Source organism: Telluribacter humicola, from assembly GCF_017355935.1.
GTDB classification, from domain to species: Bacteria; Bacteroidota; Bacteroidia; order Cytophagales; family Spirosomataceae; genus Telluribacter; species Telluribacter humicola.
In genome coordinates, this window is sequence record NZ_JAFIQT010000001.1 from 1,240,457 (window position 1) to 1,253,685 (window position 13,229).

The 13,229-nt window shown below is 49.4% G+C and carries 12 protein-coding genes; 1 reads left to right on the forward strand and 11 read right to left on the reverse strand.

The window, feature by feature from the left end; genetic code table 11:
* Position 1 precedes the first annotated feature (1 nt).
* Together serA and JUB14_RS05405 are read right to left on the reverse strand one after the other, a co-directional pair.
* Positions 2 to 1,906 carry a phosphoglycerate dehydrogenase gene (gene serA, locus JUB14_RS05400; protein WP_207504800.1) on the reverse strand — a complete coding sequence of 635 codons (1,905 nt, stop codon included), beginning with the start codon at positions 1,904 to 1,906 and terminating at the stop codon, positions 2 to 4.
* Positions 1,907 to 2,068: 162 nt separating this feature from the next.
* A complete protein-coding gene (locus tag JUB14_RS05405; protein ID WP_207504801.1) occupies positions 2,069 to 3,067 on the reverse strand; it encodes a YheT family hydrolase in 999 nt (332 codons plus the stop codon).
* A 176-nt stretch (positions 3,068 to 3,243) separates the two neighbouring features.
* Here JUB14_RS05405 and JUB14_RS05410 point away from each other — a divergent pair, with 176 nt between their 5' ends.
* Positions 3,244 to 3,660, forward strand: coding sequence for a lipocalin family protein (locus JUB14_RS05410; RefSeq protein WP_207504803.1), 417 nt, complete (start codon positions 3,244 to 3,246; stop codon positions 3,658 to 3,660).
* 11 nt (positions 3,661 to 3,671) lie between these two features.
* Here the strand turns inward: JUB14_RS05410 and JUB14_RS05415 are convergent, their stop codons facing one another.
* From JUB14_RS05415 to JUB14_RS05455, 9 genes are all read right to left on the reverse strand, one after another.
* Positions 3,672 to 4,076, reverse strand: a complete 405-nt coding sequence (locus tag JUB14_RS05415; RefSeq protein ID WP_207504805.1) for a DUF4174 domain-containing protein — start codon at positions 4,074 to 4,076, stop codon at positions 3,672 to 3,674.
* Positions 4,077 to 4,125: 49 nt separating this feature from the next.
* A complete protein-coding gene (locus tag JUB14_RS05420) occupies positions 4,126 to 4,506 on the reverse strand; it encodes a co-chaperone GroES (protein WP_207504807.1) in 381 nt (126 codons plus the stop codon).
* A 134-nt stretch (positions 4,507 to 4,640) separates the two neighbouring features.
* Positions 4,641 to 6,110, reverse strand: a complete 1,470-nt coding sequence (locus JUB14_RS05425) for an MBOAT family O-acyltransferase (protein ID WP_207504809.1) — start codon at positions 6,108 to 6,110, stop codon at positions 4,641 to 4,643.
* Positions 6,111 to 6,114: 4 nt separating this feature from the next.
* Entirely contained in the window at positions 6,115 to 7,059 is a 945-nt protein-coding gene (locus JUB14_RS05430; protein ID WP_207504811.1) for a glycosyltransferase family 2 protein, read from the reverse strand.
* A 47-nt stretch (positions 7,060 to 7,106) separates the two neighbouring features.
* On the reverse strand, positions 7,107 to 8,840 hold the full coding sequence (locus tag JUB14_RS05435; RefSeq protein WP_207504813.1) for a glycosyltransferase family protein: 1,734 nt from the start codon (positions 8,838 to 8,840) through the stop codon (positions 7,107 to 7,109).
* Entirely contained in the window at positions 8,837 to 10,258 is a 1,422-nt protein-coding gene (locus JUB14_RS05440; protein WP_207504815.1) for a DUF6056 family protein, read from the reverse strand. Before JUB14_RS05440 ends, JUB14_RS05435 begins: the two co-directional genes overlap by 4 nt.
* Positions 10,251 to 11,201, reverse strand: a complete 951-nt coding sequence (locus tag JUB14_RS05445) for a glycosyltransferase family 2 protein (protein ID WP_207504817.1) — start codon at positions 11,199 to 11,201, stop codon at positions 10,251 to 10,253. The genes JUB14_RS05440 and JUB14_RS05445 overlap by 8 nt, the downstream gene beginning before the upstream one ends.
* Positions 11,202 to 11,236: 35 nt before the next feature.
* Positions 11,237 to 12,148, reverse strand: coding sequence for a DMT family transporter (locus JUB14_RS05450; protein ID WP_207504819.1), 912 nt, complete (start codon positions 12,146 to 12,148; stop codon positions 11,237 to 11,239).
* Positions 12,145 to 13,227, reverse strand: coding sequence for an LptF/LptG family permease (locus JUB14_RS05455; RefSeq protein WP_207504820.1), 1,083 nt, complete (start codon positions 13,225 to 13,227; stop codon positions 12,145 to 12,147). The genes JUB14_RS05450 and JUB14_RS05455 overlap by 4 nt, the downstream gene beginning before the upstream one ends.
* Positions 13,228 to 13,229: the final 2 nt, after the last annotated feature.

A 13,229-nucleotide genomic window follows, 5' to 3' on the forward strand; every position in this document is an offset into this window, starting at 1 on the left:
ATTAATAAAGCATCCGGAAGCGGATCGTACCGTCAATCTCTTTGAGTTCTTTGATAAACTCTTCGGAGTAATTCTTGGCAATATCCACGATTACATAGCCAATGCTTTCGTTGGTCTTCAGGTACTGACCTGTGATGTTGATATTGTTGTTGGCAAATATGCTGTTCAGCTTGGCCAGTACACCCGGTACGTTGGCGTGTATGTGCAGCAGACGGTGCGAGTTGCCTAGTTTGGGTAGCTGTACTTCCGGGAAGTTCACGCTGGCGTAGGTACTACCGTTGTTCATGTACTCGAGCAGTTTGCTGGGTACGAAGTGACCAATATTCACCTGAGCTTCTTCGGTACTACCTCCGATGTGCGGAGACAGGATTACGTTATCCAGACCGCGCAATTCGCTTACGAACTCCTCATCGTTGGTCTTGGGCTCCTTAGGAAATACATCCACACCGGCACCCGCTACTTTACCACTCTTAACGGCCTCTACCAGCGCCTTAATATCGACGACGTGACCGCGGGCCAGATTCATAAATATTACGCCATCCTTCATCATATCAAACTCGCGCTTGCCGATGAGGTTAGCATTCTCCTTACGACCATCTACGTGCATGCTTATTACGTCAGATATCTGAAGAAGTTCTTCCAGGGTACGTACCTTGCGGGCGTTACCGATAGCTAGTTTATCTACTACATCGTAGAAGTATACCTCCATACCCAGCGCTTCGGCAACTATCGATAGCTGAGTACCTATATTGCCGTAACCTATCATGCCCAGTTTCTTACCACGTACTTCAAAGCTGCCGTTGGCCGACTTATCCCACACGCCCTGGTGCATCTGGTTGCTCTTAGGCACAATGTTACGGATCAGCATGATCATCTCACCAATAGCCAACTCTACTACTGAGCGGGTATTGCTATAAGGAGCGTTGAAGACAGCTACACCACGTTCGGTAGCGGCTTCCAGATCTATCTGGTTGGTACCGATACAGAATGCACCGATCGCCATTAATTTATTAGCATTCTCAAGTACACGACGGGTGATCTGTGTCTTGGAGCGGATACCGATGATAGATACATCCTTGATACGCTCACACAGCTCGTCCTCGTCAAGGGCGCCTTTCACGAACTCTACCTTGAAGCCTTCTTCCTCAAAAGCCTGAACCGCTACGGGGTGTACGTTCTCCAGCAAGAGTACCTTGATACGGCTCTTGGGGTACGACTGGCTGCGGTTGATCTTGTTGTGGAACAGGAATTCGTCCAGGGAAGCCGCTACGTGATCAGCCACCTGTACCACGCGCTGGCGCTGTACGTTTTCGGTGAAAGCGTAGAAACGGTTAGCCAGCCCTGATTCGCGAAGTTCGTAGTCAGTATAGCCATCGCCGATTACGTACACATCACCGGACAGGTTCAGGGTACGCAGCAGCTTGATCTTACCACCGTCGGTTGACAGCACGTTGGCTTCATCAATCCCTACTATGGTGCCTTCATTATCAAACAAGAACTCATTGGCGTACACATGGTCTTCACGTACTCCCATCTCGGTTACGATGGGGACGATGAATTCTCTGAATCCGCTTGAAATTATATATATCTGATCTGCATACTCCGTCAGGAACTGCTTGTTGCGCTGGAATGAGTCGGATATCTTGGTACGCAGAAAATCAACGAGGATATCAATGTGCTGGCGGTTGGCCGACAGCAGCTCAATGCGGCGGCGCAGGCCTTCCGCAAACGACATCTCACCATTCATGCCCTTTTCGGTCAGGTCCCGAATTTGGTCTACGATACGCACGCGGTCAGGGTGTCCGGCCAGGGCAATGCTTGCCAGTTCGTCCAGTCCTTCCACTTTGGTGAAAGTACTATCAAAATCAATGATAAAGTACGTGGGGTTGATTGTTTGAGTCAACATGAAGCGGCAGGTGACAGATTTGCAATAGTATATTTTCTATAAGTCAAGTGATTAGTTTTAACCACTCTTCCTACAAAATTACAAATCTGTTAACTACCTCACTAATAAAAAAAAGCTCGTTTGTGCATAACTTGTTATTATTCAAGTAATACGCAAATTAATTCAAAAAACGGGCTCCTCCTGCAGGAATTTCAAGGCTCTCCACTCTGACCAGTAGGCACCATCGGTGAGTTGAGCGGGTCTAAAGCCACAATGGCCGCCGTCAGGAGTAAGCTCCAGCCACACGTTAGGATGATCCGCGATGAGCTGCTGTGGCAGGGAGTCCGGCGGTATGAGCGGGTCGTTTAGTGCGTTGACAATCAGAGTAGGTATAGTGATATCCTGTACATAATTCTTGGCGCTGGAGCGGGCGTAGTAGTCATCGGCGCTCTCGAAGCCGTGTATGGTAGCGGTAAAGATGTGGTCAAAGTCGTAGAAGCTCTTGACGAGCTGGTACTGGCTGGCGTCGATATGCTCGGGAAAGTGGAGGCCCTTCTGCTCTACCTTGGGCTTCAGGGTACGCAGGAACCGCTGCAGGTAGATGCGGTTTTCCCGCTTTTCGATGGCGCGGCTACAGGCCAGCAGGTCCATTGGTACACTGAATACTACCACTTTCTGTATGGCCGGATTTATGAATTTTTCCTGTTCGCCCGCATATTTGAGCGTAAGGTTGCCACCCAGGCTGAACCCCATCAGGTATAGCTCGTCGTATCCCTTGTTAAGCGCGTACTGTACTACCAGGTCCAGATCATCGGTAGCGCCACTGTGGTAGAATCGGGCCTGCTGATTCATTTCGCCGCTACAGCTCCGGTAGTTCCAGGCCAGGCAGTCGTAGCCGTGGCGGATCAGTAAGCGTACCATACCGAGTACATACTGCCGGGTACTGTTTCCCTCCAACCCGTGTGAAAGTATCACCAGGGGAGCTTTTTTCCCTACCGCCGCCTTTCCTCCTTCAGAAACAGCCCAATCCAGATCCAGGAAGTCCTGATCTGGTGTGGTAATGCGCTCACGCTGGTAAGGTACATCGTTGATCTTTCGGAAAAGAGCCGGATAAATACTTTGGAAATGCCCGTTGGGCAGCCAGAACGGGGCGATAGGAGTGTTGGTATGAACTAGGGGCATGCAGAAACAGCTATTAGACAAAGGTACTTAACTTTTAAACATACACGGAGAGGCCGAGGTTCATCACCAGGTATTTTCGGATGCAGGACAACTCTTATGCAGGGAGCCTGAGAAAAGCGGGAGCGGTTTTCCAACCAATAGGCAGTCTGGCAGGTCTTACTTCTAAACGTAAAATCATGAAAAAGTTAAGCCTGCTACTAAGCTTTGTACTACTTATTAGCTGCGAAAAGGAAGAGTTAAGTACAGTTGAAAGATCAATAGTAGGGAAGTGGCAGTTGGTGGAGTATTGCGTAAGTCCCGGCTCGGGGGAGTGTAATGCCCAAATGGCCACGGCTATCTATACACAGACTGTTGAGTTCAGAGAGGATGGCAGCTTTATAGAAAAGATACCGGAGCGGCAGAAGTTCTGGACCCCCATCATGAGCTCAGGGCAGTACCGGATACTCGAAGGTAAGGGCAAGATCGAATTTCAGTTTGATGTTTCGTCCAGCAGGACGCCCGTCGGAGTGGACTACCAACTTTCTGGTAATCGCATGACGCTGCTACCGGGTTGCTTCGAAGGGTGCCGGTATACCTACGAAAAAGTCAGATAACGGTCCGGTCGCTAGTTGTGGCGTTTCATTTCAGCCCTGCGCATAGGCATGGAGTCAATCAGTCCCATCAACTTATCCATGCTAACCGGATGCTCGCTTTGAAGTTTTAAGTCGCCATCCTTGCCAATGAGCCACACTCCGAATGCCTCCGGTTTGCTCTGGAACTGGCGGATGAGGTATCCCTGATCTTTCATACTCAGGCGATCTTTCACGCATTCGATCACTACTATATCCCGATCCGTCAGTTCAGCGGGCTGACTGGTCAGTATATCCTTCTGTGCCCTAAGTAGGTCTGACTCCTCTTCGGGCGCGTATACCAGCACGATTCTGTTCTTCCAGATCATGCGTTCGATGCGGCTCTGGAGTGAAGGTGCCTCCTGCCCAGCCCATACCATCATTATCAGCGCTATCCACATAGTTAAGCAGTTATAGTTGCTTAACCGTGTGTGGAGCGGATGGTTTCAGCTATTCAAACAAATCCTCGGAGCGGTCCAGCATCAGGATCGACGACTGCGGTACAATAACGTACTTTTCGCCATCGTATTCGAGATCTATGGCATTGCGCTGAAGGAATATAGCCACGTCTCCTTCTTTGGCCTGCAGGGGCATGTACTTTACTTTCTCCTCGGTTTCTTTCCAGGGTTCGTCCTCAGCGGGTACCGGTATGGGATACCCGGGGCCTACTTTTATTACATATCCGGTTTGTACCTGTTCCCGCTCAGTAACGGTGGGAGGGAGGTAAAGGCCACTATTAGTACGGTCGTTAGGGCTCTTGGGGCGTATAAGTACCCTGTCCCCAACAATGATGAGGCGTCTCAGTCGGTTATCGGCAGTAACTTCAAACATAGTAGTATCTATTAAGTAAGAAAGCATCCTGATGCGGGCATCAGTAGCTGTCCAGGTTTGGTATCTGTAAAACTCTCTGATTGGCTTCGTGCAAAAAACGTGCACGAATCGCTATTGTGCCAAAATGACAGCCGTCAGAACTGGAAGTAGATAAACTGATTAGATGTAAATACGCCCAGGAAGTAGCACAGGAAGGAAATAAGCCCAAACAGAATGAAGAACGCAGCGGTGTTGCGGGTGGGAATAAAAAGGTAATAGTGCTCCTTGACCAGCAGAAATACGATCAGAAAGGCGCAGAACCACATTTCAACACTATTGAAGGGCGAACGCAGGGGCGCATCCCACGAAAGTGTCAGTATTTTTTCGAGGATCATGAAAGCCTGACTGACAGGGGCCTTATCGTTTCGGAAAAATACCCACGTCAGCATCACCAGTACAAAGGTAAATAAGAGATTAGCCGCCGTGATGGCAGGATTCTTAGGTAGCTGAATACCCGCTTGCTTCATCCACTTATCCTTCAGGCCACCCAGTACAGAGTACAGACCGTGCAAGCTACCCCAGATCACGTAGTTCCAGCTGGCTCCGTGCCACAAGCCACTGACCAGAAACACCGTAAAGAGATTCATCTGGCGACGGGTTTCGCCCCGCCGGTTGCCTCCTAGTGGAATGTACAGGTAATCCCGGAACCAGGTAGAGAGCGATATGTGCCAGCGTCCCCAGAAGTCCGAGATAGAAGTAGCCTCGTAGGGGCGGTGAAAGTTTTCCATGAGCGTAAAGCCCATCACCCGTGACGCTCCGATAGCAATATCCGAATAACCCGAAAAATCGCAGTAGATCTGGAAGGTAAAGAATAGCGTAGCCACCAGCAGCGTAAGCCCGTTATGGTCTTCAGCGTTGTTATAGGCGTAGTCCACCATCAGGGCCAGCCGGTCAGCAATAACTACCTTCTTGAACATCCCGAAGGCCATCTGCATCAGACCTGCCTTGACATTCTCAAAATCGTACTTGAAGTAGGAGTGGTACTGGAAGAGCATGTTCTGCGGGCGCTCAATGGGACCGGCCACCAACTGCGGGTAGAACATGACGTAAAGGGAATAAATACCGAAATGACGCTCCGCGGTCTGGTTTCCCCGGTATACCTCAATAGTATAGCTCATAGCCTGGAACGTGTGGAACGACAGACCGATAGGCAGAATAATATTGCCTACGCCATTGACCATCCATTCAGCTACGCGGTGGGGCAGCAGGCCGTCCAGTGGTGGTACTATGGCCCTGAATCCAACTGTATTGAGTATGCCGTTAAGGCTTTCGCCCAGGAAGTCGTAGTACTTAAAGAAGGCCAGTATACCTATATTGGATATGAGGCTCAGCACCAGCAGAGCCTTTTTTTGCTTTTGATCCTGTGCTTTTTCAATCCAGATTCCCGCGTAGTAGTCAATGACGATGGTGCCAAACAGGATCAGGATATAGATCGGCTTGAACACCATGTAAAAGTAGCAACTGGCTGCCAGTAGTAGCACCCAACGGCCACGCCACGACAGGCTGTAATAAGCCAGGGTGACGACAATAAAGAAAATCAGGAACTGGAGAGAATTAAAAAGCATTGGGTCAGATGTACTCGCGGTTTACTATTTCTTCTTTGACAATAAAGAGCGGACGACCTTTGGACTGGAAGAAGATCCTAAGCACATATTCTCCAATAATTCCTAATGCCAGTAACTGCACACCGCTAAAAAGGATGACTACAAAAAGTAAAGCGGTGAAACCTTCGATTACAGGATTAAAGAACAGCTTCTTGATCACTACAAAAATAAGGTAGACCAATGATATCAGTATAGCTACCGCACCGGTATTGGTCATAAACTTGATGGGGAATTCACTGAAATTGAATATCCCGTTGTAAGCCAGCCGGAACAACTGCTTGAGTGAATACTTTGACTCACCCGCTACGCGCTCATCCCGCTCGTACTCAAAGCCGACCTGCTTAAAACCAATCCAGGTGCGCATACCCCGCAGGTAACGACTTTCTTCGGGCATCTTGATCAGCACATCGGCTACGCGGCGGCTAATGAGGGAAAAATCACCGCTGTCGAGCGGGATTTCGATGTACGATATAGATTTGAGCAGACGATAAAACAGATAGTAGCCGGTACGTTTGGCCATATTCTCCTTCCGCTTACGACGAACGGCATATACGACATCGTTGCCAGCTTTCAGGAGTTTATAAAATTCAGGAAGCAGTTCGGGGGGATCCTGTAAGTCTCCGTCAATAATAAATAGGCCTTCACTCCCCCGGGCTCTGGCTATACCCGCCGAAAGTGCCAGTTGATGGCCGTGGTTTCTGGAAAGGAATACGCAATGATATCTTGGATCGGTCAGGGCTACCTGACGCATCATGAGTGCTGTATTGTCCCGGCTGCCATCATCTATTAATACTACCTCAATAGAAATAGGACAACTGTCCATCAGGGCATTGAGCCTTTCTACTAAATGAGGGAACGATTCAGATTCGTTATATAATGGTGCTACAATGGATATTTGAGGAGTTTCCAAGTCTTTTACGTTTTATAAACGATTTCAGCAAAAATACATCTTTCAGCCTATATTGTTTTAAATCCTTGTTCTTCGGTGATGGTAATGGTCTTGATTATACCACTTTCTACCTGTCCGTCGCCTACCCTAAGTACTCCTAGTTCGTACTCTCCGGGAGTGATAAGTGAGTAGGGAATGATCAATGCGCGCCCATTGTCAAAAAGTCGGAATATATTCCGGCCCCGATACAGATTCTGATCTATTTTGAATACGTATAATTCTTTGCCCTTTCTCAAAAATGCGTAGGAACCGGTATTATAGCCGGCCGTATACGGAGTACCGGGTTCAATGACAAGCAGTGCCTCCGGAGTAGTCTGTACATCTACTTTAAGGGATGCCGGCAACGCCCCCTTCACGGTACGCATCTGGTCGTAGTAGGGTTTAAATTCGTCCGGGTACGTATAGATACCACGGGCTGTTACATCCTCCATCAGCGCCTCTACGTATTCGCCGGTAGGTGTACCCGGGAAGTGCCCCAACCCAAAGGAGTGATGTTCCTGGTTGAATACATTGACCAGTAGAGACTTCCGGCGTTCCACTATAGTCGGGAAGTAGTGCAGCAGGCTCATACCCCAGATAAAAATACCAAGCCCCAGCATAGTACGGAAGCCCCAGGTCCTCCACTTGTCCTTCGAGGTGGCTCCCAGGTAAGCCAGGTACCCTACTATCAGAAATACCGCCGGGTAAAGTTTATAATTACTCACGACCATAACTTCGAAGCCAAAACGGGGCCTCAGAAAACCAATGATTGAGGCATTGGCCAGGATGTACACCAGGACCCCAAAGGAAAAGTAGGTAATCTGTTGCTGATGGCTGATGGTCGCCTGCATACGCTCGGTGAAGCGGGGCATCCGAGCCGGCCAGCGGAAAGTCTGGCGTACCCACGGGAGGAGTAGTCCCAGTAGCCAGGGTACTATCCATAGCATGGACAGCAGCCCCATCAGAATGGGCAGCGCCGTACGGATCTGGATAGGACGCTCAAAAAAGAAGTCGAACAAGCCACCCAGAAAGGCAAAGAAGCCAAGGAACGACAGGTGGGGATGATTTTTGAAGTATTCGATACTGGCCTCGTTTCCCATGGTAGTCATACCCAGGAAGTACATCCAAATGGCTAAGCCACCCGCTACGATCCAGATGGCTAACTGCCGCCACTGTGACCACAGCAGCAGGATAGCAGCTCCACCCACCCATACAAAGATCCCGTTGCTCATGGCGAAGTTGGCACAGAAGCCGGCCAGGATGGCCCAGCCAAACCTGTTCCGGACCAGCAGGTACATGGTGAGGCAGACAAAAAATACGACTGGCTGGTGCTGCAGGCTACATATTGCCCACAGGAATATAAGGTGGTACTGGATCTGAAACAGCAGGAACGGAACCGGGAGGAAGTACTTGAGCGGGAGCTGGCTGCTCATGAAAACCTTCCAGAACAAGGCGAAGGTACCAAAGGTAAATAACGCGCCTACTATGTGCAGGTAAGTGAAGTGGAGGGTACCGGTGATCCAATAGTACATGACGGTCAGCAGCTTTCCGAATACCATCCGGTGCTCGTTGTTGGGCTGGAAGAGCAACTTTACTTTCTCACTAATGCTATCACTCAGGATCCATTTGTGTAGCAGGTCCGGGAAAGGCTCGAAGTCGTCAAACCAGGGTACATTAACCGAATAATGCAGCAGTACGTACACCCAGAAAATAACCGGCAACGCGGCAATGACTCCCAGCCCTAACTTTTTAGTAGAATTCACTTTACGTTGGTTTCGTCTTTTACGTAGATGTCCTTCTTACCATAGTAGCTGGACAAGCACTTGTTCCACAGATAAGTTGAGTCCTCCCGAATATCCTCCACGAATAGGGTAGAGGGCTGGGCATGCAGAGGGGGCAGAGAAACCACTGAATCAGGGGAGGCTTCAATCAACTCGTATCGATGGTACATCTCCTGATTGAAAGCGGCTGCCTTCCCACTTAGCCAGTCTTTGTATAGTAATCTAGTGTTGGTACTGCGATAAAAAGCCCAAAGTATAGAAAGTCCCAGAGCGGCGAATAGTACCATATAGGACCAGGAGGGGATACTGGAAGGGGTATCGAACCGGCGCTGCAGTAAGTCAGTCAGGATGCCTAGGTTATAAAACCACCCGATAAGGTAAAACAGGTACACGCAGTTGATAATACGGGGAGCTGGATTACCAATGCCATAGTAGGCTGGAAAAAGCTGTATTACCAATATGCCAAACCACACCAGCAGGGAGTACCAGAGCGGTACCTGGAAGTACGTTCGGGCCTGGGGGCTCATCCGGTACAGGATCAGGACCCAGGCCAGTGAGAACAAAAGCAGCGGCAGACTAATCCATTCAATAGAAAGCGTCGCCAGTTTTTGAAAAGAGGAGGTAATCGAGAGAGGAATATTACCACTGAGGGTATCGCCTCCCATGCGTACTTTGTTGCCAGGCGCTCTGGCGTAGAGGTAACAGGAAACTAAGGCTACCAAGGCAGTAAATACCATAAGCAGGTCCCACTTCCGCTGGATGAGCAGGCGGTATCCCCACCATGCCGCTATCAGTCCGCCTAGTATTACAAGGTTGGTTTCGCTGCTGCCAACGATGGCAAATACCAGAAAGCCTATCAGCACACCGGTCGCGATCTGGATAGGCCGGTTTTCCATACGGTACCACCGGAGTACTACCACAATCCAGCAAAGCGTAAGAATATTAGGGATGGTATAGGTCACAAATCCGGCCATCCAGTAAAAAGCTTCGGCTATACTGGCCAGATTGAGGATGTACAAAAAGAAGATAACTCCCGCAAAACCAGCATGGGCCAGCCGGGAAAGGGTCGGCGTAAGCTCGCGGGCTAGCAGGTACAGGGAGACTGCCAGGCCTGCTAATAGTAGTAGTGGCAGTACCTTGAAGCCTTCCACCCAATAAAACAGGAGTGGATTGGTATGATTGAGCAGGATACCGAAGTACCGTCCCGACCAGCCAATGTAGTACCAATTCATCGCTTCCAGCCAGCCGTACTGAAACACTGTATCAATATAGCAGTAGTCATCGGCCGCAGAGGGATGATTGTAGAGCGACAGTACGATCAGGGGCAACAGAACGGTAACCAGCAGGACAATATTCAGCCAGTTACCGGCAATGCGGTATTTCTTATACAGGTTATTCATTCACTACTTTCTCAATGATATAGCGTGGGCGGGCTTTTACTTCTTCGTATATCTTTCCTATGTACTCGCCGATGAGGCTAAGCGCTATCATATTAAATCCGCTGAAAAATGTAATAGGCAGGATGGTGGAGGTCCAGCCTGGAATGGTTTCACCCACTAGGTAAGCTACCACAATATACGTTACGATAGCCATGGCCAGCATGAAGTTCAGTACGCCAAAGTACAGGACCAGGCGCATCGGGAAGTTTGTAAAAGATGTAATACCATTCCAGGCAAAGAGCAGCATCTTGCTCAGGGGGTACTTGGTTTCGCCGGCGGTACGCTCCAGACGTTTGTAGAACACCTTGTTGCTCTTGAAACCAATCATCGGAATGATCCCGCGCAGAAACAGGTTCACTTCCCGGAAGTGCCCCAGCTCCTGCAGGATGCGGCGGTCCATCAGGCGAAAATCAGCGTGGTTAAATACCACGGGTACGCCCATTTTTTGCATTACCTTATAGAAACCTTCGGCCGTTGAGCGCTTAAACCAACTGTCGGAGCTGCGGTCATCGCGCACTCCGTATACGACCATGGCACCTTCCTGGTAGCGCTGGATCATAGCCGTAATGGCATTGATGTCATCCTGTAGGTCCGCATCAATGGTTACAAAGCAGTCAAAGTGATCTATATGGTGCTCCAGGCCGGCCAGGATGGCGCTCTGGTGACCAAAGTTACGTGATAGCTTTACCCCGATAATATCCGCATCCTTCAGGCTGAGTTCTTCTATGATCTCCCACGTGCGGTCCCGGCTTCCATCATTTACAAAACATATCTTGCTATCGGGGGTAATGAGCCCCTGTTGTTTGATATCAGCGTAATAAGCTTTAAGGGTACTGTAGGTATAATGTAAGATGGCTTCTTCGTTATAACACGGAATCACTAACAGCAAGTGAGCTGGTTTCATAGATATGCTAAGTTGTGCGAGGCAAAAATATAAACTTATCGGTTTTTCTGTACCTTAGATTGCCAATTGATTAATACCGGATAGGATATTACCGCTAGCAATATAACTAACGTTCCTACATAAAAACCAGTAGTCATTCGTTCTTTTTCCCCAAAGATCAGAAAGGCCAGCGCTATTCCATATACGGGTTCAAGATTGACCGTTAGGTTAACCATATACGCCGAAAACTGTTTCATCAGATGCGTACCCATGGAGTAGGCGTACACCGTACATACCCACGCCAGTATTAGTATCCATAGCCAGTCGCTAGCCTTGGGCCACAACGAGATACCCTGATTCCATTCCATGGATTGGAACAGCAAAACAAATACCAAAGAACATACACTGGCACCAATCATTTCGTAAAAGGTAATGACAAAGGCATCGTGCCGGCGCACCAGGTGGCTGTTGAATACCGTAAAGAGTGAGGCCAGAAAAGCGGAACCCAGCGCCAGGATCAGACCCAGTGCGTGGTCAAACTCAAACCTGAATACAATATAAAGCCCCACTACCGCTACCAAACCTAAGCCTACTTCGACCGGACGAATGCGCTGCCGGTTAATAGCGGGCTCAACCAGACTTGTCCAAAGCGAAGTCGTGGACATCCCCGCCAAGCATACCGAGGCCGTGGCTATCCGGGCTGAGGCAAAAAACAGGATCCAGTGCAGTGAGAGCAGGAAGCCCACCAGTAGCATACGCACGGCGTCGGAAGCAGGGATGCGAAACTTTTTCTTTCGGATGTAGAGTACTGCCGCCAGGCCTACCGCTGCCAGTACCGTACGATACAGTACCAGTACAGTTGGTGAAACCGATACAAGCAGCCCCAAAATAGCCGTAAATCCCCAGATGAGTACCAGAAAATGCAACTGCAGGTACGACCGCAGGGGAGGTGATGCCGGTTGACTCATCGGGGTAGGGTCTTGAAAAGAACCAATCCAATGACCGAGAATACAATATTAGGTAGCCACACGGCAAAAAGCGTATTGATGTTACCGGCCTCGGCCACTCCCTTGGATAAGAGGAAGAACAGAATATAAATAAATGCCAGCAGGAAGCCCATCGCTATCTGCCAGCCTACTCCCCGACGACTTTTACGCGCTGATACAATTACGCCAATTGCTGTCAGAATTAGAATGGCGAAAGGCTGCGTAAAACGGGTGTACTTCTCGATCAGATATACTTCCACCCCGTCGGCGCCCCGGCTCTGCAGCAGCTCGATGTAGCTGTTAAGCTCAGGCAGAGTAAATGTCTCGAAGAGGTGGTAGTTGCTCTCAAAGTCCTTCGGACTCAGGTTGATTGTCGTATCAATCTCTGTGCCGTGGGTGAGTTTTTCCTGTAGGCTGTCAAGCGTCCGGATGCGGTAGTCATGGATCGTCCACTTCTTTTTTTCGGGCTGCCATACGATACGGTCTGCCGAGAGTTTCTGTACCAGTTTATTATCACGGATGGTTTCGAGTGTAAACTTATTACCCGTTTTGGTGGCTACGTTGTAGCTTTCAAGGTAAGCGTATACTTCGGGGGCTATCTTGATGTGGACGTTACGGCCATCATAGAAGAATTCATCCTTGACGTACTGCTGTTCAAACGCGTTACGCACCTTGTTGGCTTTGGGAAGTACCCAGCCCACCAGATAAAACGTCAGGAGCCCCAGCACGGTAGCCCCCATAAAGTAGGGGAGCAGCAGGCGACCAAAACTAATACCCGTACTCAGCATGGCCACGATCTCGGTGCGGGCGGCGATGCGGGAGGTAAAAAAAACCGTAGCTATGAACACCATCAGCGGACTGATGTAGTTGGCCCAGTAGGGGATCAGGTTGAGGTAGTAATCAAAAAGGATAGCCCGGGCGGGAGCTTGCTTGTTGATGAAGTTATCTATCTTCTCAGTATAGTCAATTACACAGATAATCAGTACGATCACCATGGCCACAAACACGTACGTCAGCAGGAAGTTCTTGAGCAGATAGCGATCCAGTATTTTAAGTTTCATAG

Excerpts from the sequence above, each read along its gene's own strand:
- JUB14_RS05455 (WP_207504820.1), bottom strand. The coding sequence starts at position 13,227 with ATGAAACTTAAAATACTGGATCGCTATCTGCTCAAGAACTTCCTGCTG.
- JUB14_RS05440 (WP_207504815.1), bottom strand. The coding sequence starts at position 10,258 with ATGAATAACCTGTATAAGAAATACCGCATTGCCGGTAACTGGCTGAAT.
- JUB14_RS05415 (WP_207504805.1), bottom strand. The coding sequence starts at position 4,076 with ATGTGGATAGCGCTGATAATGATGGTATGGGCTGGGCAGGAGGCACCT.
- JUB14_RS05450 (WP_207504819.1), bottom strand. The coding sequence starts at position 12,148 with ATGAGTCAACCGGCATCACCTCCCCTGCGGTCGTACCTGCAGTTGCAT.
- JUB14_RS05425 (WP_207504809.1), bottom strand. The coding sequence starts at position 6,110 with ATGCTTTTTAATTCTCTCCAGTTCCTGATTTTCTTTATTGTCGTCACC.
- JUB14_RS05420 (WP_207504807.1), bottom strand. The coding sequence starts at position 4,506 with ATGTTTGAAGTTACTGCCGATAACCGACTGAGACGCCTCATCATTGTT.
- JUB14_RS05445 (WP_207504817.1), bottom strand. The coding sequence starts at position 11,201 with ATGAAACCAGCTCACTTGCTGTTAGTGATTCCGTGTTATAACGAAGAA.
- JUB14_RS05405 (WP_207504801.1), bottom strand. The coding sequence starts at position 3,067 with ATGCCCCTAGTTCATACCAACACTCCTATCGCCCCGTTCTGGCTGCCC.
- JUB14_RS05410 (WP_207504803.1), top strand. The coding sequence starts at position 3,244 with ATGAAAAAGTTAAGCCTGCTACTAAGCTTTGTACTACTTATTAGCTGC.
- serA (WP_207504800.1), bottom strand. The coding sequence starts at position 1,906 with ATGTTGACTCAAACAATCAACCCCACGTACTTTATCATTGATTTTGAT.